At 30.1% G+C, this 19,679-nt stretch carries 28 protein-coding genes; all 28 read left to right on the forward strand.

Annotation, left to right across the window (positions count from 1 at the left end):
• Nucleotides 1–89 precede the first annotated feature (89 nt).
• The 28 genes from CLCY_RS08820 to CLCY_RS08955 all read left to right on the forward strand — a co-directional run bounded on the left by CLCY_RS08820 (nt 90) and on the right by CLCY_RS08955 (nt 19,667).
• Nucleotides 90–785, forward strand: coding sequence for an ABC transporter ATP-binding protein (locus CLCY_RS08820; RefSeq protein ID WP_048570767.1), 696 nt, complete (start codon nt 90–92; stop codon nt 783–785).
• Nucleotides 769–1,428, forward strand: a complete 660-nt coding sequence (locus CLCY_RS08825) for a hypothetical protein (RefSeq protein WP_048570768.1) — start codon at nt 769–771, stop codon at nt 1,426–1,428. The genes CLCY_RS08820 and CLCY_RS08825 overlap by 17 nt, the downstream gene beginning before the upstream one ends.
• Before the next feature lie 208 nt (nt 1,429–1,636).
• Nucleotides 1,637–2,455 carry a shikimate dehydrogenase gene (gene aroE, locus CLCY_RS08830; RefSeq protein WP_048570769.1) on the forward strand — a complete coding sequence of 273 codons (819 nt, stop codon included), beginning with the start codon at nt 1,637–1,639 and terminating at the stop codon, nt 2,453–2,455.
• A 17-nt stretch (nt 2,456–2,472) separates the two neighbouring features.
• A complete protein-coding gene (locus CLCY_RS08835; RefSeq protein ID WP_048570770.1) occupies nt 2,473–4,020 on the forward strand; it encodes a GspE/PulE family protein in 1,548 nt (515 codons plus the stop codon).
• A 13-nt stretch (nt 4,021–4,033) separates the two neighbouring features.
• A complete protein-coding gene (locus tag CLCY_RS08840; RefSeq protein WP_048570771.1) occupies nt 4,034–5,092 on the forward strand; it encodes a type IV pilus twitching motility protein PilT in 1,059 nt (352 codons plus the stop codon).
• A 51-nt stretch (nt 5,093–5,143) separates the two neighbouring features.
• Nucleotides 5,144–6,145 (forward strand): type II secretion system F family protein, encoded by a 1,002-nt coding sequence (locus CLCY_RS08845; RefSeq protein WP_048570772.1) that lies wholly within the window; start codon nt 5,144–5,146, stop codon nt 6,143–6,145.
• Between the two features lie 10 nt (nt 6,146–6,155).
• Nucleotides 6,156–6,542, forward strand: a complete 387-nt coding sequence (locus tag CLCY_RS08850; protein ID WP_161797120.1) for a prepilin-type N-terminal cleavage/methylation domain-containing protein — start codon at nt 6,156–6,158, stop codon at nt 6,540–6,542.
• A gap of 17 nt (nt 6,543–6,559) precedes the next feature.
• Entirely contained in the window at nt 6,560–7,324 is a 765-nt protein-coding gene (locus CLCY_RS08855) for a prepilin peptidase (protein WP_048570774.1), read from the forward strand.
• 235 nt (nt 7,325–7,559) lie between these two features.
• Nucleotides 7,560–7,784, forward strand: coding sequence for a hypothetical protein (locus CLCY_RS13785; protein ID WP_161797121.1), 225 nt, complete (start codon nt 7,560–7,562; stop codon nt 7,782–7,784).
• Nucleotides 7,785–8,165, forward strand: a complete 381-nt coding sequence (locus CLCY_RS08865) for a hypothetical protein (protein ID WP_048570776.1) — start codon at nt 7,785–7,787, stop codon at nt 8,163–8,165.
• Entirely contained in the window at nt 8,165–8,572 is a 408-nt protein-coding gene (locus CLCY_RS08870) for a PilW family protein (protein ID WP_048570777.1), read from the forward strand. The genes CLCY_RS08865 and CLCY_RS08870 overlap by 1 nt, the downstream gene beginning before the upstream one ends.
• 1 nt (nt 8,573) lies before the next feature.
• On the forward strand, nt 8,574–9,026 hold the full coding sequence (locus CLCY_RS08875) for a hypothetical protein (RefSeq protein WP_048570778.1): 453 nt from the start codon (nt 8,574–8,576) through the stop codon (nt 9,024–9,026).
• A 44-nt stretch (nt 9,027–9,070) separates the two neighbouring features.
• The gene (locus CLCY_RS08880) at nt 9,071–9,574 is read left to right on the forward strand and encodes a shikimate kinase (RefSeq protein WP_242844963.1); all 504 of its coding nucleotides are present in this window, start codon (nt 9,071–9,073) and stop codon (nt 9,572–9,574) included.
• Between the two features lie 93 nt (nt 9,575–9,667).
• Entirely contained in the window at nt 9,668–10,102 is a 435-nt protein-coding gene (aroQ, locus tag CLCY_RS08885) for a type II 3-dehydroquinate dehydratase (protein ID WP_048570779.1), read from the forward strand.
• 3 nt (nt 10,103–10,105) lie between these two features.
• Complete coding sequence (locus CLCY_RS08890) at nt 10,106–11,176, forward strand: M24 family metallopeptidase (protein ID WP_048570780.1); 1,071 nt, start codon at nt 10,106–10,108, stop codon at nt 11,174–11,176.
• Nucleotides 11,177–11,248: 72 nt separating this feature from the next.
• The gene (efp, locus tag CLCY_RS08895; RefSeq protein ID WP_048570781.1) at nt 11,249–11,806 is read left to right on the forward strand and encodes an elongation factor P; all 558 of its coding nucleotides are present in this window, start codon (nt 11,249–11,251) and stop codon (nt 11,804–11,806) included.
• Between the two features lie 54 nt (nt 11,807–11,860).
• A complete protein-coding gene (locus CLCY_RS08900) occupies nt 11,861–12,289 on the forward strand; it encodes a CD1247 N-terminal domain-containing protein (protein ID WP_048570782.1) in 429 nt (142 codons plus the stop codon).
• 114 nt (nt 12,290–12,403) lie between these two features.
• Nucleotides 12,404–13,375, forward strand: a complete 972-nt coding sequence (gene spoIIIAA, locus CLCY_RS08905) for a stage III sporulation protein AA (protein WP_242844964.1) — start codon at nt 12,404–12,406, stop codon at nt 13,373–13,375.
• Between the two features lie 47 nt (nt 13,376–13,422).
• Nucleotides 13,423–13,941, forward strand: a complete 519-nt coding sequence (spoIIIAB, locus tag CLCY_RS08910) for a stage III sporulation protein SpoIIIAB (protein WP_048570783.1) — start codon at nt 13,423–13,425, stop codon at nt 13,939–13,941.
• 13 nt (nt 13,942–13,954) lie between these two features.
• The gene (gene spoIIIAC, locus CLCY_RS08915) at nt 13,955–14,149 is read left to right on the forward strand and encodes a stage III sporulation protein AC (RefSeq protein WP_048570784.1); all 195 of its coding nucleotides are present in this window, start codon (nt 13,955–13,957) and stop codon (nt 14,147–14,149) included.
• A gap of 11 nt (nt 14,150–14,160) precedes the next feature.
• Nucleotides 14,161–14,547 (forward strand): stage III sporulation protein AD, encoded by a 387-nt coding sequence (gene spoIIIAD / locus CLCY_RS08920; RefSeq protein WP_048570785.1) that lies wholly within the window; start codon nt 14,161–14,163, stop codon nt 14,545–14,547.
• Between the two features lie 10 nt (nt 14,548–14,557).
• The gene (gene spoIIIAE / locus CLCY_RS08925) at nt 14,558–15,706 is read left to right on the forward strand and encodes a stage III sporulation protein AE (RefSeq protein ID WP_048570786.1); all 1,149 of its coding nucleotides are present in this window, start codon (nt 14,558–14,560) and stop codon (nt 15,704–15,706) included.
• Between the two features lie 5 nt (nt 15,707–15,711).
• On the forward strand, nt 15,712–16,284 hold the full coding sequence (gene spoIIIAF / locus CLCY_RS08930; protein WP_048570787.1) for a stage III sporulation protein AF: 573 nt from the start codon (nt 15,712–15,714) through the stop codon (nt 16,282–16,284).
• Between the two features lie 141 nt (nt 16,285–16,425).
• Nucleotides 16,426–17,064 (forward strand): stage III sporulation protein AG, encoded by a 639-nt coding sequence (gene spoIIIAG, locus CLCY_RS08935; RefSeq protein ID WP_048570788.1) that lies wholly within the window; start codon nt 16,426–16,428, stop codon nt 17,062–17,064.
• 59 nt (nt 17,065–17,123) lie between these two features.
• The gene (locus CLCY_RS08940) at nt 17,124–17,645 is read left to right on the forward strand and encodes a SpoIIIAH-like family protein (protein ID WP_048570789.1); all 522 of its coding nucleotides are present in this window, start codon (nt 17,124–17,126) and stop codon (nt 17,643–17,645) included.
• A gap of 164 nt (nt 17,646–17,809) precedes the next feature.
• Nucleotides 17,810–18,175: an Asp23/Gls24 family envelope stress response protein gene (locus CLCY_RS08945; RefSeq protein ID WP_048570790.1), complete on the forward strand. Its 366-nt coding sequence runs from the start codon at nt 17,810–17,812 to the stop codon at nt 18,173–18,175.
• Nucleotides 18,176–18,300: 125 nt separating this feature from the next.
• Nucleotides 18,301–18,744, forward strand: coding sequence for a transcription antitermination factor NusB (nusB, locus tag CLCY_RS08950; protein ID WP_048570791.1), 444 nt, complete (start codon nt 18,301–18,303; stop codon nt 18,742–18,744).
• The gene (locus CLCY_RS08955; RefSeq protein ID WP_048570792.1) at nt 18,744–19,667 is read left to right on the forward strand and encodes a tRNA (adenosine(37)-N6)-threonylcarbamoyltransferase complex transferase subunit TsaD; all 924 of its coding nucleotides are present in this window, start codon (nt 18,744–18,746) and stop codon (nt 19,665–19,667) included. The genes nusB and CLCY_RS08955 overlap by 1 nt, the downstream gene beginning before the upstream one ends.
• Nucleotides 19,668–19,679: the final 12 nt, after the last annotated feature.

Consider the following 19,679-nt stretch of genomic DNA (forward strand, 5'->3'; position numbering starts at 1 on the left):
GTAACATAAGAAAAAAGAATAAGACTTATATTATAGAAATCTAAAGTAGTTAGTAATTAATATATTTAGATAAAAGGATAAGTGGAATCATGATTATAATTGAAAATCTATATAAATCATATGACAAGATGGTTTTGAAAGATATAAACCTAAATATAAAAGGAAATAGAATAGTTGGTTTAATTGGGAAAAATGGTAGTGGGAAAACTACATTATTAAAGATAATATCCTCAATAGTTAAGCCATCAAGTGGTAAGATTACTATATTTAATAAAGAAATAGGATATAAAAGTAGAGAAATAGTTTCATATATGATGGATGAAAATATATTATTTAAGGGAATGACTGTTAAAGAAGCATTAGAGTTTTATAAAATGTTTTTTTGGGATTTTAATGAAGGAAATGCTAAGGGAATGCTTGCGGAATTTCAAATAGATTTAAGTAAAAAGATAAATACTTTGTCACGAGGAAATCTTGAAAAGTTAAATGTTGCACTGACTTTCTCTAGAAAAGCAAAGGTTTACCTACTAGATGAACCATTAGCAGGGGTTGACCCTGAGGACAGAGTAAGAGTTATAGATACTATACTTAATAATTTTGAAGAGGGTTCAATAATGATAATTAGTACAAATCTAATATCTGAAATTGAATACATACTAGATGATGTAATATTTCTTAAAAGTGGAGAGGTTGCAATATATTCTAGTATAGATGATTTAAAGGGGCTTGGAATACAGTCTATAAGGGAACTTTTTATGGAGGAAAGTAATGAAAAAAGTTTTTAGATATTTATTAGATTTAAACTATGCTAATACTCTAGGTCTTGTTTCATTATCCCTTTTAACAATATTACTACATGAAGTTATGTCCTTTGGGAATTATATTACGGCATTCTTAGTAGCAGTTATGACAATACTAGCACTTTTATCTCCAATATTAAGGTTTAAAAGTATAATGTTTGGGAGAAGTAGAATATTATTTTTAACTCCAAAACCCTATAGCTCTATAATTAATGGATATCTGCTTTCTGAATTAGTTGTTTTTATAACCTATTACATAGGAATAACAATCTGTCTATTTTCTCTAAATGGACAAGTACATAGTTTAAATTACTTCTTTAATTTAGGAGATAATAATGCTAACTTTTTACTTTGTTCATTTTATACATTTATTAATATTTTTGATATATGGTTTTCTTTTATTGCAGTTGGTATGATTTCGGTTATTTTATGTAGAAAGTATACAAGTAAAAAAATTAGATTTTTATCAATGAGAATATTTATATGTTTTGTAGTAATTCAGTTTATTAACATTGTTGCTATAGAACTTGTAGGTATTATTATGTTAAAAGTTATAACTCGCATAATAATATCTCTATACATAATATACTTATCCTATAGAAAGATAAAAACTGTAGATATATATTAATTAAATAAGGGTAAAATTATAATAAATTATAGTGCAAGGTATATGCCTTGTATTTTTTTATGCATTAATATAAAAGTAATAAGATATAAATAATAGAAAAAAAATGTATGAAAAGGTATAATATTTATATGTTTTAAGTTAAGTATTTGAAAATTATATAATTGTATAGAAAAGAAATACTGGTTAATAATTATAATGGAGGTAATATATGGAAAATGTTTTTGGGTTAATTGGAGAAAAGTTAGGGCATAGTATCTCTCCAGAAATTCATAGTAAGATATTTCAAAAAACAAATTATAATGGCAAGTATTACATATTCGAAATTGAAAAGGAAAATTTAGAGAACTCATTTAAAGGATTTAAACTTCTTAAAATAGGAGGACTTAACGTTACAATTCCTTATAAAAGTAGTGTTATTCCTTTTATGGATGAAATATCAAGTGAAGCAAAGGCAATCGGAGCAATAAATACTATTAGATTTTCAAATGGTAAGTGTTACGGTTACAATACTGATTACTATGGTTTTGGATATATGATGGAAAGGGCAAATGTTACTCCAAGGTCAAAAAGTGCATATGTATTAGGAGATGGAGGAGCAACTAAAGCAATTATAAAGTACTTAGTTGATAATGGGGCAGAATCTATATCAATAGTTAGTAGACACAAGGAATCAACTAGGGAAAATAAGGAATTTAAAGACTATAATATACTATCCTATGATGAACTAAAAGATATAAAGTGTAAAGACATAGTTATTAACTGTACTCCATGTGGAATGTATCCAAATATTGATAGCACACCTATTGACAAAAATATAATATCAAAATTCGATGTGGCATTAGATATTATTTATAATCCATCAGAAACATTGTTTTTAAAAATAGCAAGAGAACTTGGCTTAAAAGGGGAAAATGGACTATCAATGCTAGTTGGGCAGGCTGTGTATGCCCAGGAGATTTTTAGGGGAGAAAAGTTAGATAAAACATTAATAGATGATATTTGCGAGGAAATAGCTGTTAATTATTAAGCTAGGAGTAGATAGAATTGTTTAGTGCTAAAAGTGAGTTTAAGGGTAATTCAATTATAAGGTCTATAAGCAAAAATAAATCAAATGAAATATTTATTAATGTTTCTAAGATTAAAATAGACCCAGAGGCTGCAATGCTTTTGCCAAAGTATTTTTGCAAAAAGTATACAATGCTACCTATGAAAATTGATAACCATAAAAAAACAATGGATATATTAGTTAAATATCCACTAGTTGACATAAGTAAGGAAGATATTAAGTTTATTTGTGGTTATGACCCTGCTTTTTTCTACGTAAAAGAAAGTAAAGAAATAGAGGATTACATAGATGATTTTCTTTCTGAAACTGAATATAAACTACTAAGTGATATAAAAGTAGAATCATATGGGGAGAACAGTTCAATTGAATTAGACTCCCCTGCTATAAAGCTTGTTAATACTATATTTCATGAAGCAATAAATCTTAAAGCAAGTGATATACATATAGAACCATTTAAAAAATTTTATAAAGTAAGATTTAGGATAGATGGAGTAATTAGAGAAGGCTTTAGGTTTAACAAATCCTCATACAATTCAGTTATATCAAGAATAAAAGTATTATCAAAAATAGACATATCTGAAAAAAGATTACCATTAGATGGAAGATTAAGTTTTAAAAGTAATAATAAGTCATGGGATTTTAGAGTATCAACAATGCCTACAATTAATGGAGAAAAAATTGTTATTAGAATTTTTCAAGATGAGGCAAATGGTGAGAGTATTAATGAGATAGGATTATTAAACGACAATTTAAATATAGTGAAAAAATTCTTAAATAGTAAAAATGGAATTATAATTGTTGCTGGACCTACGGGGAGTGGAAAGAGCACAACACTATATACATTAATAAGACAGTTAGACCTTTCTGGGCAGAACATAGTTACTATAGAGGATCCTGTTGAGCAAAATATGGAGGACATTATTCAAATAAATGTTAACCAGACAATAGGATTTGACTTTGCATCTGGTCTTAGATCTATTTTAAGACAGGACCCAGATGTGATAATGGTTGGAGAAATTAGAGATGGAGAAACTGCAAATATTGCTATGAAAGCCGCAATAACAGGACATATGGTTTTAAGTACAATTCATACATTTGACTGTGCATCTGTTATAGATAGATTATTAGATATGAATGTAGAACCCTATATGATAGCTTCAGGACTTGCAGGTATAATATCTCAAAGGTTAGTAAGAAGGATATGCAATATATGCAAGGAGGAATACACTCCAAGGGACTTTGAAGTGAATATATTAGGTATTGAAAAAATTAATAAGTTATCAAGAGGACTTGGATGTAAAGCATGTGGATATACAGGATATGATGGCAGAATAGGAATATTTGAAGTTATGGAAATTAAAGATAAACATAAAGAAGCTATATTGTTAAAAAGGGGAAGTAGTTTTATTAGGGGGTTAAGTATAGAAAAGGGTATGACTACTTTGGAAAATTCCTGTAAGAATTTAGTGATTAAAGGAATTACAACTATAGAAGAAATGTTTAATACTTGTAATTTAATTAAATAAAGGGGGATGAAATGTGATTAACTTAAAGGATTTGTTAAAAGAGTGTGGAGAAAGAGGAGCCTCTGATTTACATATTACTGTAGGGGTTCCACCAATGCTTAGAGTAAATGGGAATTTAACTCCAATTGGGGATGAGAAACTTATGCCGGAGGATACAAAAAGATACGTACAAGCGATACTTGGCGATGAAGGATATAAAGCATATGAGGAAATTGGTGAAATGGATACATCATATGCAGAAAAAGGAATAGGAAGATTTAGAGTTAATGTTTTTAAGCAAAGAGGTAGTGACGCTATGGCCTTAAGAGCTGTTCCACTACAGGTGCCGACCCTTGAAAGTTTAGATATGCCCCCAATACTTGGTGAGCTTATCAAAAAAACAAGGGGTCTAGTACTTGTAACAGGGCCTACTGGAAGTGGTAAATCAACTACTCTTGCAGCTATGATTAATGAGATTAATACAACAAGAAACTGTCATGTAATAACTCTTGAAGATCCTATAGAATATTTGCATAAGCATAAAAAAAGTATTATAAATCAAAGAGAAGTAGGCTATGATACTAAAAGCTACAAAAATGCCTTAAGAAGTGCGCTAAGAGAGGATCCGGATGTTATTCTAATAGGTGAGATGAGAGATCTTGATACAATTTCAATAGCAATAACTGCAGCTGAAACAGGGCATTTGGTACTTGCAACACTTCACACTATAGGAGCATCAAAAACAGTAAATAGAATAGTAGATGTATTTCCACCACACCAACAACAACAAATAAAGGTACAGCTTGCAGCAGTACTTGAGGGAGTTATATCACAACAGCTAATTAAAAGAGCAGATGGTAAAGGGAGAGCATGTGCTCTTGAAATAATGACTGCTAATCCAGCAATAAGAAATCTTATAAGAGAAGGAAAAACATATCAAATAGATTCAGTTGTTCAAACTAGCAGTAAAATGGGGATGAAAACTATGGATATGTCTCTAGTTGAACTTTGCAGACAAGGAGTAATTTCTTTAGAAGAAGCTATGACATATGCAGTTGATAGAGATATTGTTATGAGGCTGATTAACCTATAGGAGGTGCTTAAAATAAACCTTATAATAAAAAAACGTATAGGGTTAAAGCACATGTATTTAATGTGTAGACAGCTTTCGGTTATGTTATCTTCAGGTATAAATATTGTAAATGCATTTCAAATGCTAGAATCACAAAAGAATAATAAAAGTACATCTAGAGCACTTAGCTTAGTTGTAAAAGAAATTATATCAGGTGAAAAACTGTATACCTCTATGGAAAATTCTAAATACTTTCCTGAGGCTTTTACTAATATGGTGATGCTTGGAGAAAATAGTGGGAATCTTGATAGCGTATTTTCAAGGTTATCTGATTATTATTATAAGGAGTACAAGATAAAACAGACAATAAAACAGGCAATGGCATATCCAATATTTATTTTAGTAGTTACTTTTATAGCCTCTATTGCTATGGCAACTACTATGCTTCCTATGATTTCTACTATGATAGAGGATTTAAATCTTGGAAGCCTACCTTTGCCTACAAAAATATTGATTGAATTAGACTTAATACTTAAAAACAAGTTTCTAGTGTGCAGTATTATAATTTCTAGTAGTATTACAATACTTATTCTATATATTAAAAGAAATATATTAGTAAGAGGAATGTTAATTAGACTACCATTTCTTAATTTAATATATAAGAAATTTGTAGCAGCAAGATTTGCAAGGTCGCTTTCAATGTTATTTGCAAGTGGGGTTCCTATAATAGAGGCCCTTAGAATGTGTGAATTTTTACTTGGAGATTTTTATAAAATTTATATTAAAAATATAAGAATCTCTGTAGAATCAGGGAAAAGTCTATACTTATCTATTAAAGATAGTCCAGTTTTCCCTGAATTTTTTTATAATATTATTGAAACTGGAGAGGAGTCAGGAAATCTAGACTATGTCCTTGATAAAATAGGGGTATTTTATGAGAAGGAAATAGAGTTTAGTATTAAAAAGTTAACTAAGATATTTGAACCTACATTAATCATTAGCTTATCAGTTGTGGTAGGATTTTTACTAGCTGCAGTTATGCTTCCTCTTTTCCAAATATATGGAGAGATATAGGGTGAGTGTTATGATGAAAAAAGGTTTTACTTTAATTGAGATGATTATTGTAGTATCTATTATACTTATTCTATCTAGTGTAGCAATTCCAGTTACAATAGGTCAAATTACAAAATCTAAGGAAAGAAAGTATCTGATTGAAGCAAAAATAATTGAAAGTGCAGTAGAGATGTACAATTCTGAAATGATAGATAATAAAATAATAAAAGCAGAAGACCTGGAGTCTATTAGATTAAAGCTAACTAGTGGTACAAGGAAATATCTTTCATCATGGCCTAGTAACTTAGTAGTTTTAAAGGATAATAAGGAAATAGAAATTCAAGGTCAAGAGCTAAGTGCGTATAATTTAAATAATCTTTTTAACTATATAATTAAGAAAGAAACAGAGTTTTATTAAGTTTAGGGGGAATAAAAATGGAGGGTATCTACGGAGTTTTTGTATTTATTATAGGAAGCATTCTCGGGAGCTTTTTTAATCTATGCATTTTTAGAATACCAAGTGAGGAATCAATTGTGTTTCCACCTTCCAATTGTCCAAAGTGTAAAAGTAATATAAAAAAGTATGATTTAATACCTATAATTAGTTATTTAATCCTTAGGGGCAAATGTAGAAATTGCAGTGAGAAGGTATCTATTCAGTATCCACTAATTGAATTATTAACAGGTATATTGTTTACTATTATTTACTTATACTTTGGGTTTAGTGTTGAACTTTTCTTGTATTTAGTATTAGTTTCAGTATTAATTATTACATCAGTTATCGACATTAATACTGGTTATATATACGAGAGGGTTAGCCTTGTAGGTATCATAGCAGGAGTAGTATTTATAGTATATAAATATATATCTAGTGGTGAAATGTTAACCTATATTTTAGGAGGAGTAGCTGCTGGAGGAATAATTGCTATAATTATACTTTTAACAAATGGTATGGGCTGGGGAGATGCTGAAGTAGCATTTTTGTGTGGATTATTCCTTGGACTATCATCATCTATTCTTATGATATTTTTATCTATAGTTTTAGGTGGAATAGGTGCATCAATTTTACTTGTTTTTGGGAAAAAATCAAGAAAGGACGCTATTCCCTTTGCTCCATATATATCTATTGGGGGATTAATAGCACTATTATACGGTGAAGGGATAGTAAAAGCGTTTTTAAGTTATTATGGGCTATATTAATAAAAAAATGTATAAAAGGGGGATTACCTATATAGAGGTAATCTCCTCTTTATTTATAATAACGATTATATTTACACTTATATTTCCTTTTGTTATTAAGGGTAAGACTAGCAGTTTAGATAGTGTTACAAAGCAAGTAGTAGGTAAGCTAAAGTATGGAAAGAGTTTAGCAATAGCTAATAATGCAAGTGTATATATAAGATTTCTAAATTTAGATAATGGAGGATATAAATCTTTGGAATTTTATTTAAATGATAAAAAGCAACAGGATTATAAATTGCCAAGTGGTTTTGTGATTATTACTAATAATAATGATCTTTATAACAAAAATGTTGTTTTTAAGTCCGATGGTACATTAAATCATAGAGCAACAACATTAAAGGTAAGAGATGTAAATAGCAAAAAAGAAGCAAGCGTAACATTAACAATAGGATATACAAGAATAATGAGGGTTAATTAAATGAAAAAAGGAATGGTTTACATAGAAGCTCTTGTTTCTAGTGTTATAACAATAGTTTTAATAGTATCTGTTTCAAAGCTAAGTTTAACAGGAGTTAAAATACTAGAAAACACTAGGGAAAAAGGAAAGGCACTGGATATAGTAAGAGGAGTTAGTAGTTTATATAGAGCAGATAAGTTAATAGCTCTAGATTCAGGAATTAATATAGGTAAGATTTCAGATTTGTATTGCTTTATTGAAAATGGAGAGAGAACTAAAGGTGAGAAAGATTTTATATTATACACAGAAAATGTTTACAAAGAAGGCATACAAATGATAAAAATAAAAATTGTATCAAGTGAAAATAAGTTTAAAGATATAAGTATGGTGGTGGCAAAATAATGTTTAAAGGTAAAAAAAGAGGATTTACACTAATCGAGGCTATTTCATCTTTATTTATAATTAGTATTGTTGTTATAGGAAGTTTGAATTTTTATAAGATATCAGGTAATCTACTTTCAAGTTCTGAAAATCAAGGGATAATAAATACAAATCTTAGAATTGCTCAAGAGTTTATAGTAGATAAGGTTAAAAATTCTTCAACAATTAGATTAAATGGAAGTAGTATTTTAATAGATGGAGATAGATTGTTTGTAGAGAGAAGTATATTAAGGTATGGAAGTGCATCTCAGCAAATTTCTCCTGATATAATGAAGGTATCTGTTGAGGATATAGGGAGTAACCTTTATAGAATTAACACTATTGGAGAATATGAAACCTTAAGCACAATAGTTAAAAGAGGTGAGTAAGGTGAAAAAAGGTTTTATCACCATATATCTACTTCCTATATTTTTATCACTTATGTTTATAAGTGTACAGGTAGTTCAAAGCATAACATCTTCCCATGGATTAACTAATAATTATTTAGGTAAACAAAAAGCAGAATATCTTGCAGATATAGGGTTGAAGCATGGAATAAAGGTGTCTAAAGAGGAGATTGTAGCAAAGGGATACTATATTAATCTTATTAATGATAATATTGAATTAAGTGAATATTTTGAGGGAAGTGAATATACAAAGGTTACAATTAGAGTTAAGAGTTCTGATGAAAGTATAACTATAGGAGTAGAGTCTATAAGTAATGTTGGGTCCTACTCCCATAAGTTAAATCATCATTATACTATAGATATAGAATCAGAAGAAAATAATGTTGACAATTCCCATGAAAACTTAGATACTAAAAAAAATGGTAATTTAACCTAAGGGTTAGGGTTAAATAAGTAGGTTTTTGGAGGTTGAAGGGTATTATGGATAAAGTTGCACTTATAGGGATGCCAGGTTGCGGGAAAAGTACAATAGGAAAACTACTTGAGAGTAAGCTTAGTATAAGCCTTATAGATTTAGATGATTACATAACTAAAATGGAAGGTAAGAGCATAGATGAATTATTCAGCAAGGGTGAGGATAATTTTAGAAACTCTGAATCAAGGGCATTAAGAGAAGTAGCTTCACTTAATGGGTCAATTATAGTTTCAACAGGTGGAGGAATAGTTAAAAATACTAAAAATGTTTCTGTCCTTAGGGAAAATTTTCTAGTGGTTTTTATTGATAGACCTGTTGATAATATATATGAAGATATAGACACTGATTCAAGGCCACTTTTAAAGAATAATAAGGATGCTCTTATAAACTTATATAATGAAAGATATGAATTATATAAAGGTGCCTGTCACATACATATAAAAAATCTTTCGCATATAGACAAAGTTGTAGATGATATTATAGATGAAATAAAGTCATATAGACCTTAGGAGAATCTATAACTGTTTGCATTATTATATTAAATTTGTTAAAATACTAAGTGCTATAAGTATAGTTTTAATACTTTTTTGGAAGTGATAAATATGAATATATTAGTTATAAATGGACCAAACCTTAATTTTCTTGGAATAAGAGAAAAAGGTATATATGGTACAGGAACATATGATGATCTTTGTACCTACATTAAAAGTGAATCTAAAAAGTTAAATGTTAATGTGAATATTCTTCAAAGTAATATTGAAGGAGAGATTATTAATTTCATACAAGAGTCCTATGGAAAAGTTGATGGAATAGTTATTAACCCAGGGGCTTATACACACTATAGCATAGCAATACATGATGCTTTAAAATCTATAATAGTACCTATAGTTGAGGTACACCTAAGTAATATACATAGTAGAGAAGAGTTTAGAAAAACTTCTGTAACTGCACCTGCATGTAGTGGTCAAATAAGTGGATTTGGATTTGAAAGCTATATACTAGGTATTAAGGCTTTAGTTAATTTAGGAGGAAATTAGTAGATGATAGCTAAAAGACTTGAAAACTTTAGAAAGAAACTAATAGAATCAAGTATTGACGCAGCATTAATTTCTAATGATTATAACAGAAATTATCTTTCAGGATTTACAGGTGACGAAAGTTATATATTAATTACAGATTCAAAGGCTTACTTTATAACAGACTCTAGATTTACTCAGCAGGCTAGAGAAGAGGTTAAAGATTATGAAGTCTTAGAGTATAAACATAGCGTTGAATCATGTATCAAGGATATTTTAATTAAGAACAATATAGCTATTCTAGGAATAGAGGAAGGTTATGTAACTCTTAAAAAATATGAAGGCTATAGGGAAAATTTTACTAATGTAGAAATCGTAAAACTAGAATCATTAATAGAAAATTTAAGAATAATAAAGGATGAAAGTGAAATAGAATTAATTTCTAAAGCTGCTAATATAGCTGATAAAGCTTTTGAATATATTTTATCCTTTATAAAAGAAGGGATTTCAGAGCTTGATGTAGCAATTGAGCTTGAATTATATATGAAAAAGTTAGGAGCATCTAGCCTTTCATTTCCGACTATTGTTGCATCAGGAGAAAGATCCTCACTTCCACATGGAGTGGCAACAGATAAGCTAATAAGAAATGGGGATTTTGTAACTCTTGATTTTGGATGTGTATATAAAGGATATTGCTCTGATATGACTAGAACTGTTGTAGTAGGCAAAGCTACAGAGGAGCAAAAGAAAATATATAATTTGGTTCTTAAAGCAAATGAGGAGGCACTTAAGTGTGCAAAGCCAGGAGTAAAATGCTCTGAGCTTGATAAAGTTGCAAGAGACATAATTATAAAAGGCGGTTATGGAGAAAAGTTTGGCCATGGACTTGGTCATGGAGTTGGGCGTGAAATTCATGAATCTCCAAGAGTTAGTCCAAAGGGAACACATACTTTAGAGCCTGGAATGGTTATAACCGATGAGCCTGGAATTTATATTGAAGGTACTGGTGGGGTTAGAATAGAAGACCTTTTGGTTATAACTCAAGATGGTTGTAGGGTTCTTTCAAAGTCGCCAAAGTCATTGATTGAATTATAATATATATTTTTACTTTAAACGTATATTTTTATAAGAATATGTTAATAATTACTATATGGAGGGATAACATTCATGATTACAGCAGGAGATTTTAGAAAAGGTAGTACTTTTGAGTATGATGGACAAGTACTTACAATAATTGACTTTATGCACGTAAAACCAGGAAAGGGAGCTGCTTTCGTTAGAACAAAAACAAGAAACGTTAAAACTGGGGCAGTACTTGAAAAAACTTTTAACCCAACTGAAAAATTCCCAGAAGCAGTAATCGAAAGAAAAGAGATGCAATACCTATATAATGATGGAGAATTATACTACTTTATGGATATGGCATCATATGATCAAGTTCCACTTGACTTTGCAAAGGTTGAAGATTCTATAAAGTATATTAAGGAAAATGAATTCGCTATTATTAAGTTCTTTAAAGGTGAAGCATTCTCAGTTGAAGCTCCTAACTTTGTTGAACTAGAAGTTGTTGAAACAGAGCCAGGTGTTAAGGGAGATACTGCAACAAATGTAACTAAACCAGCTAAGGTTGAAACAGGAGCTACATTTAATGTTCCTATATTCATTAACCAAGGAGACAAAATAAGAATTGATACTAGAACAGGTGACTATATGTCACGTGCTTAGGTAATAATAAATATTGACCGTAAGGTCAATATTTTTTTAATAAGGAGGAAAGTTATGGAAAATCTAATGAAAAAAGCAGCATACTTAAAGGGACTGTGTGATGGACTTGATATTTCAGAAAGCACAAAGGAAGGAAAGGTTCTTCTAGCAATAGTAGATATGCTTGAAGAGATGACTCAAGAAATTGGAGAAATAAATGAATTATATGAAGAATTAGATTCATATGTTGAATCAATTGATGAAGCAGTATTAGAAATTGAAGAGGTTCTATTCGAAGATGAGGACCATGAGTGTGATTGTGGATGCCATGATGAAGATGGATATGTAGAGATTGAATGTCCAAATTGTGGAGATCAGATTTTCCTTGATGAAGGAATGTTTGAAGATGAAGATGAAATAATTTGTCCTAATTGTGATGAGCCAATATCATTTGAATCTTCATGCGGAGGATGCGACTGTAGTTGCGAAGAGACAGAAGAGTAATTAAATAGATAAGTATGAAAGAGTATCTAAAATTTTTTAGATACTCTTTTTTAATTTAATCATAAAATAAAGATTTACGTAATAAATATTATATCAAGAGGGGAGGGTTACATATTGCAAACTGAATATGATGAAAAAATCATTGAAATGATTGATAGAGATATATTTTCAGCTTTACCGGAAAATATATCATCTGTGCTTAGAAAGTTACATAATAATGATATTTCAAAGATCGAAGAAATAAGACTTAGAATAAATAGACCACTTATGATAAGTATAAGTGGAGAGGATCGTTGTGTAATGAGAGATGGAAAGATATCTCGAATAGTATTAGGAGATTTCTTGATTAGCAGAAGTGATATAGAAAAAACTTTGCAGTTAATGAGTAACTTTTCTGTATATGCAATTGAAGAAGATTTAAAGCAAGGATTTATTACTTTAAAAGGTGGACATAGAGTTGGAATGGTTGGGAGAGTTGTAACTGAAAATAAGAAAATAAAAACAATGAAAAATCTTTCAGGTATGAATATAAGAGTAGCAAGAGAAGTTAAAAATTGCTCTTTAAATTTACTTAACAGGTTATATCAAGGAGACATAAAACATACATTAATAGTGTCACCACCTGGATGTGGCAAAACAACTTTGTTAAGAGATATAGTTAGAAATTTAAGTGATGGAAATAGAGATTTATCTTTAAAAGGATACAAAGTAGGTATAGTTGACGAAAGATCTGAAATAGCAGGATGCTTTATGGGAATTCCTCAAAGAGATGTAGGCATTCGCAGTGATGTATTAGATGGATGTCCAAAGGTTCAAGGCATGACTATGCTATTAAGGTCTATGTCTCCGGAGATTATTGCAGTTGACGAAATTGGGAGTCTTGAGGATGCAGTAGCTATAGAAGATGCAATAAATTCTGGAGTTAAAATTATAGCAACTGTACATGGAAAAAGTATATGTGAAATTAATAAAAGAATAGGAATTAGAAGTTTACTAGAAAAGGATGCCTTTGAAAAAGTAGTTATACTAAGTAGAAAAAAAGGTCCAGGAACAATTGAAGAAATAATTAACCTAACAAAAGTATAAATCTCTTAAATAAGTTTATTTCAAAAAACTAAAGAAGGAGTGATAGTTTGTTAAAAGTTATTGGGAGTATACTTGTTATTATGTCTACGACTCTTGTAGGTTTTTATTATTCTAGGATGTTTTCAGAGAGATTAAAACAAATAAGGGAATTACAATATTCCCTAAATATGCTTGAGTCCGAAATAATTTACTCAGCATCTCCTTTGATTCAAGCTATGGAGTATGTAGCAGAAAGAAGTAGAGCACCTATTAATGAATTTTTTAGAGTTTTTTCAGAAAAGCTTTATAAAAAAGAAATAGAGGGTATCCTAGAGGGGTTCCAAAGTACCATGATGGAATTTAAGGGTAAGTTAAGGCTAGAAAAAGATGAAATAGACACACTAGCATCATTCGTTAAATCCTTAGAAAGTAGTGATTTAGAAGGGCAGAAAGCAAATTTTAATATAACTATGAAAAAGTTAGAGGGATTTGAAAAAAGAGCAGAGGAGTCTATGACTAAAAACGAAAAGTTATATAAATATTTAGGAGTATGTAGTGGACTACTTGTAGTTATAATACTAGTTTAAAAGAGGTGATTGGATGGATGTAACTCTAATATTTAAAATAGCAACAATTGGGGTTGTGGTAGCGGTTCTAGATAGACTTCTAGACAGTATGGGAAAAAGAGAACAAGGATCTATGCTAACCGTTGCAGGTCTTTTAACAGTTCTATTACTGGTTTTAGGACTTATAACTCAACTTTTTTCAAGCATAAAGTCTATGTTCCAATTTTAGAAGGTGATTAAATGGAGATAGCTCAAATAGTTGTAATAGGACTTATAGCTACAGTGATAGTAGTATTCTTAAAGGATCAAAAGCCAGAAATTGCTCTTCAGCTTAGTCTAGCAGCAGGAATTGTTATATTCTTATTTATGATAACTAGGTTAACTGTAGTAGTACAAGCTATTCAAGAAATAGCATTAAAAGTCAATATAGACATTACCTATCTTAATATAGTATTAAAGATAATTGGTGTAGCATATCTTGCATCATTTGGGGTAGAGATATGTAAAGATGCAGGGCAATCTTCTATAGCAAGCAAAATAGAGTTTGCAGGAAAAATTATAATTATTTCACTTGCAATACCAATATTAATGGCGGTAATGGATTTGGTGATGAAAATAATGCCATAGGGTGGTAAAGATGATTAAAAAGGTACTTATAAGCTTAATATTTGGATGCTTTATTATGTTTCAATTAAACACTGTAGCATTTGCAATGGAAGGAACAGGTGTTGATTTAAAACAAATAGAAGAGTTTTCAAATAAGCTTCAGCAGAAAGAAAATTACATACCAAGTTTTAACGTAGGAGAGATAGTCGAAAAGTATAAAGAAACAGGATCTATAGGAGTTACATTTAAAGATGTACTAGCTTCTTTAGGTAAATTTATCTTAAAAGAAGTGGTTGCTAACTCAAGGTTACTAGTAGAATTATTAGTCCTTGGTATATTAAGTGCCATTCTTCAAAATATTCAAAATGCATTTAATAATAGTGGGATTAGTAAAATTGCACACTATGCTTGTTTTTGTACAATAGTCATTATAATAGTTAAAAGTTTTACTATTGTAATTAATCTTGCAAAGGGCACAATAGATCAGATGACAGAGTTTGCAAGTATATTAATTCCACCATTGATTATGCTAATAGCAACAACAGGTCAGGTAATATCAGCTGCGACACTAGACCCTATAACAATTTTAATTTTAAGTGTTAGTAGTTCTGTTATTAAGAATTTTATTATACCTTGTACAACTTTTGTGGTTGTTTTAAATATAGTTAATAGTTTAAGTGATGAACCAAAGGTTATGAGACTAGCATCTTTGATAAAACAAATAAGCTTATGGGCTTTAGGTTTTATAATGACTATATTTATAACCTTAATAACTATAAGAAGTAATACTGCAGCTACAATTGATCAGGTTACTCTTAAAACAACAAAGTTTTTTGTTGATAACTTTATACCACTAGTTGGTAAATCACTATCAGATGCAATAACAACTGTTGTAGGATATTCATTAGTTTTAAAGGATGCAATAAGTATATTAGGTCTTTTAATTATGATATGGATATGTATATTCCCGTTACTAAAAATAATAATGATTTCTTTAATATATAAGTTTGTAGGTGCTGTTATGGAACCTGTAGTAGATAAAAAGATAATAAATTGCTTATCAAGTGTTGGAAGTTCATTTACAGTGATATTTTCAAGTGTACTTTGCACTGCCATTATGTTTTTTATAATGATAACAATAATAACCTCAACAGGTAGATTAATAATGACGGTAGGGTGATTAAAATGATGGATGCTTTAAAAGGATGGATAACCTCAGTAGTTGCTACTGTAATTATTATTACAATAGTAGAGCTTATACTCCCAGAGGGAAATATAAAAAAGTATGTGAAGCTTGCAACAGGACTTTTAGTTATGGTTGCAGTTTTGTCTCCATTATTTAAAATACTTGTAGGTGATTTTAGTTTAAATGAAAAAATATCTTCATATTCAGAGGCTATTTCATCATACAGTAAGGTAGATACTAAAAAGGCACATGAGGAATTTAAAACAAAAACTAGAGAGGCCTTTAAAACAAGCTTAAAAGAAAATATTTCTAAAGAAATAAAGTCGAAAACAGGTAAAGATTATATAGTTACATCTATAGAGCTAAAAAACGATAAAAATGAACTTGATTTTAAGGGTATAAAATGGGTTGAGGTTAAAAAATCCTCACAAGGGGAGGTAGTAACTGTAAATAAAGTTCAAATAGGTGATGATTCTAAACCTAAAGATGAAGTTCCAAGGGAGAAGGACGTTTTAAAGGTTTTAGAGGATAGCTTTAATGTTAAAGGTGCAGAGGTTAAATTTATCCGATAGCTAACTGTCGCTAACCCTAGCCACTAAAAGTTAGGGATAAGTAGCACTAAGCTCCTGGATAATGACTTCTAAGAATCAGTGGTAGTTAAAACTCCTGATTCAAGAATTCTGTTTATCAGATGATAAAGTGAGGAGTATCAAATGAAGTTTAAGGAAATTTTAGAAAAGTGGTTTAAGGACCCTAAAAAGTTTCTTACAAACATAGCAGTAGCATTTCTTATAGGGGTTCTTTTATTAATTATAGGTGATGTAACAGGTAGTCTTTTTAACTTTAAAAAGGATAAATCAAATGCTGAAAAGCTACCTAAGGAAACTGTACAAAAAGAAGATGACGCTGAAGTTGAGGTTTCATCTAATTCTCAAAGTTTTCCAGGTGCTAAGGACTATGAGGAAAAGCTTAAAAGAGATTTAGCTGATTCCCTAATTCAAATTCAAGGTGTAGGAAAAGTAGATGTAATGATTTACTTTCAAGGAAGTAGTGAAAGTATACCTGCAGTAAATAGTACTGATACAAATAAAAAAACAGATGAAAAAGATAAAGAAGGTGGAACAAGAACCATAACAGAGAGTAGTAAAACTAGTACTGTTGTAACCGCAGGTGACTCTTCGGGTAATAAGGCTCTTATTGTTAAAGAAATAAGACCAAGCATTGGTGGAGTTATGATAGTTGCAGAGGGCGCTGTTAATTCAAGTATTAAGGAAGAGGTTACAAATGCTGTTAAGACATTGTTAAATCTTCCAGCTAATAAGGTGGTGGTTTCTCCTATGAAAAAAAGTTAAGCATATATAAGAAATACTTTACATATAATTTATTAATTAAAAAGGAAGGTGGGTTTTAAATGCCAAATTTCAGAAAACAAACAGTTATAATTGCAGTGTTAATAGGTCTAATAGGATGTGCAAGCTTCTTTGCAAAGAAGTTCAATGATTCTTTTAAGGATACGGATATGGTTTTAAAGCAAGGTACTGAGGTAACTGAGACATTAAACAAAAAGGTAGCAAGTTCAAGTAAAAGCTTTTATTCAGAGGGAAGAATGGCTAGAGAAAATCAAAGAACAACAATGAAACAAGAGCTTGAAAGTATTGTAAACAATAAAAATGCTACTAAAGAATCAAAGGAAAAAGCAAGTCAAAAACTTATGGGATTAATTGAAAAAGGGGAAAAAGAAAGTAAGATTGAGACTATGGTTAAAGAAAAAGGATTTGAAGAAGCTCTTTGCATAATAGATGATAATGGAGTAGAAATCAGTGTTAAAAGTAGTGAAAAATTAACAAGTGAAAAAGTTAACCAAATTAAAGATATTGCTGTTAGATCAAGTGGAGTAGCTCCAAGTGGAATAATAATAAAGCAAAATCAATAGATCTACATAAAATTTTACGCCTAGTGTTATCTAGGCGTAAAATTTTTAATATTATTAATAGAAATATAGAATTTAGTATATACTATATTAAACTTTGTAAATTCAATGTTTTTCTGTTATAATATCTTTAAAATATCCGATTCCTAATCTAGGAGGTGTATATAATGGATGAGAACATAAATGTTACTGAAGAAGTAGGGTCAGTTAGAATAGCTTCTGACGTAATCACTGTTATTGCTTCTATAGCTGCTACAGAAATTAAAGGTGTAGCGTCACTTGGCGGTAAAGATTTTGCTGAGAAGTTTGGAGTGAAAAGCGCGAGTAAAGGCGTGAAAGTGCAAGTTAGTGAAGAAGATACTACTATAGATATACACTTAGTTATAGAGTACGGAGTAAAAATACTAGATGTAGCGTCTAAGGTACAACAAAACGTAAAGAAGTCGGTTGAAACTATGTCAGGACTTTCTGTATCGTGTGTTAATGTACATGTACAAGGTATTACAATGCCAAAGGAAGATAAGGCGGAATAGTACTTATTTAAATTAACCCTCTGCAAGCAGAGGGTTAATTTAAATTATTAAGTCCGCCTTGGGAATCTTAGGAATTTAATAAATTATACGATAAAGCTTAAAGGCATATTAATGGAGGAAAATACATGAGTAGAAGAAAGGCTAGAGAACTTGCAATGCACCTTGTATATCAGCTTTCTTTAAAGAATGCAGTTGGACAAGAAATTGTAGAAAATTATTATGAAGCACGTGAAATACCAGTAGAAAACGAATGCGAATTTGATACTTTAAAGTTATCAGATAATGACCTTCAATATATAACATCAACTGTTATGTTAATAGAAGAAAATATAAAGGAAATAGATTCATATATAGAAAAGTATTCAAGGGGTTGGAAAGTAGCTAGAATTGGTAGAGTAGAACTTGCAATTATGAGAATTGCAATATTCGAAATGTTAAACAGAGAGGATGTACCAAATGCATCAGCTATAAATGAGGCTATAGAACTTTCAAAAATATACTGTGAAGATAAATCAAGAGCATTTATAAATGGAGTTCTTGGTAACATTCAAAGGGAGATAGAAGCTTAGTGGCAAATGTACTAGGAATAGATACTAGTAACTATACAACTTCTATAGCTATATATTCAGATGATGGAATAATAGAAGATAGAAGAAAATTACTTACAGTAAGTTTGGGTAAAAGGGGTCTGAGACAGTCAGATGCCCTTTTTGAACATATCAAAAATATGCCTAGTCTTCTAGAGGGTTTGAAAGTTTATAAGTTAGATGCTGTTGCAGTTAGTACGAAGCCAAGACCTATTGAGGGGTCCTATATGCCAGTATTTTTAGCAGGAGAAAGTATAGCGAAGTCTATAGCAAATCTAAATAATATCCCATTACTAGAAACTACACATCAAGAGGGACATTTAGAAGCAGCTTTGAATTCAATTAGTTTAAATTTTAATAATTTTATTGCTATACATATATCAGGTGGAACAACAGAGGTTTTAAATGTTAAAAATAATGAGATATATAATATAGATATAATCGGTGGTACAAAGGATATAAGTATTGGTCAATTTATAGATAGGACAGGTGTTGGTCTTGGACATACTTTTCCAGCAGGAACAAGTATTGATAAATTAGCTTTAAAGGTTAAAGAGTCTAATTTAAGAATACCATCAAAGGTTGAGGGGTTATTTATGAATTTTTCTGGACAAGAAACAAAAGCTCATGAGTATATATCCCTAAACTATAATAGTGAAGATATATCCTATGCTGTGATGTTATGTATATCAAAAACCCTGCAAAAGGTATGTTTAAATATACAAAAACTTTATGATTTACCTATAGTGTTTATGGGGGGAGTATCTTCAAGTAAGTTTTTAAAAGAGTATTTTAAAAGAAATAAATTTAATAATGTTTATTTTGCAAGAGGCCAATATGGATGTGATAATGCTGTTGGAGTAGCTAAAATAGGTTATAAAAAAATAGTTAGTACATATAAATAAAATATCAAATAA

Origin of the sequence: Clostridium cylindrosporum DSM 605, assembly GCF_001047375.1 — a bacterium.
Classification (GTDB): domain Bacteria; phylum Bacillota; class Clostridia; order Clostridiales; family Caloramatoraceae; genus Clostridium_AB; species Clostridium_AB cylindrosporum.

Bases quoted from the DNA above. Each gene is read 5' to 3' on its own strand.
- CLCY_RS08820 (WP_048570767.1), top strand. From the start codon at position 90: ATGATTATAATTGAAAATCTATATAAATCATATGACAAGATGGTTTTG.
- CLCY_RS08880 (WP_242844963.1), top strand. From the start codon at position 9,071: ATGGATAAAGTTGCACTTATAGGGATGCCAGGTTGCGGGAAAAGTACA.
- CLCY_RS08940 (WP_048570789.1), top strand. From the start codon at position 17,124: ATGCCAAATTTCAGAAAACAAACAGTTATAATTGCAGTGTTAATAGGT.
- efp (WP_048570781.1), top strand. From the start codon at position 11,249: ATGATTACAGCAGGAGATTTTAGAAAAGGTAGTACTTTTGAGTATGAT.
- spoIIIAC (WP_048570784.1), top strand. From the start codon at position 13,955: ATGGATGTAACTCTAATATTTAAAATAGCAACAATTGGGGTTGTGGTA.
- aroE (WP_048570769.1), top strand. From the start codon at position 1,637: ATGGAAAATGTTTTTGGGTTAATTGGAGAAAAGTTAGGGCATAGTATC.
- CLCY_RS08850 (WP_161797120.1), top strand. From the start codon at position 6,156: ATGATGAAAAAAGGTTTTACTTTAATTGAGATGATTATTGTAGTATCT.
- CLCY_RS08900 (WP_048570782.1), top strand. From the start codon at position 11,861: ATGGAAAATCTAATGAAAAAAGCAGCATACTTAAAGGGACTGTGTGAT.
- nusB (WP_048570791.1), top strand. From the start codon at position 18,301: ATGAGTAGAAGAAAGGCTAGAGAACTTGCAATGCACCTTGTATATCAG.
- aroQ (WP_048570779.1), top strand. From the start codon at position 9,668: ATGAATATATTAGTTATAAATGGACCAAACCTTAATTTTCTTGGAATA.
- spoIIIAD (WP_048570785.1), top strand. From the start codon at position 14,161: ATGGAGATAGCTCAAATAGTTGTAATAGGACTTATAGCTACAGTGATA.
- CLCY_RS08890 (WP_048570780.1), top strand. From the start codon at position 10,106: ATGATAGCTAAAAGACTTGAAAACTTTAGAAAGAAACTAATAGAATCA.
- CLCY_RS08825 (WP_048570768.1), top strand. From the start codon at position 769: ATGAAAAAAGTTTTTAGATATTTATTAGATTTAAACTATGCTAATACT.
- spoIIIAE (WP_048570786.1), top strand. From the start codon at position 14,558: ATGATTAAAAAGGTACTTATAAGCTTAATATTTGGATGCTTTATTATG.
- spoIIIAG (WP_048570788.1), top strand. From the start codon at position 16,426: ATGAAGTTTAAGGAAATTTTAGAAAAGTGGTTTAAGGACCCTAAAAAG.
- spoIIIAF (WP_048570787.1), top strand. From the start codon at position 15,712: ATGATGGATGCTTTAAAAGGATGGATAACCTCAGTAGTTGCTACTGTA.
- CLCY_RS08870 (WP_048570777.1), top strand. From the start codon at position 8,165: ATGTTTAAAGGTAAAAAAAGAGGATTTACACTAATCGAGGCTATTTCA.
- CLCY_RS08945 (WP_048570790.1), top strand. From the start codon at position 17,810: ATGGATGAGAACATAAATGTTACTGAAGAAGTAGGGTCAGTTAGAATA.
- CLCY_RS08865 (WP_048570776.1), top strand. From the start codon at position 7,785: ATGAAAAAAGGAATGGTTTACATAGAAGCTCTTGTTTCTAGTGTTATA.
- CLCY_RS08855 (WP_048570774.1), top strand. From the start codon at position 6,560: ATGGAGGGTATCTACGGAGTTTTTGTATTTATTATAGGAAGCATTCTC.
- CLCY_RS08845 (WP_048570772.1), top strand. From the start codon at position 5,144: ATGTATTTAATGTGTAGACAGCTTTCGGTTATGTTATCTTCAGGTATA.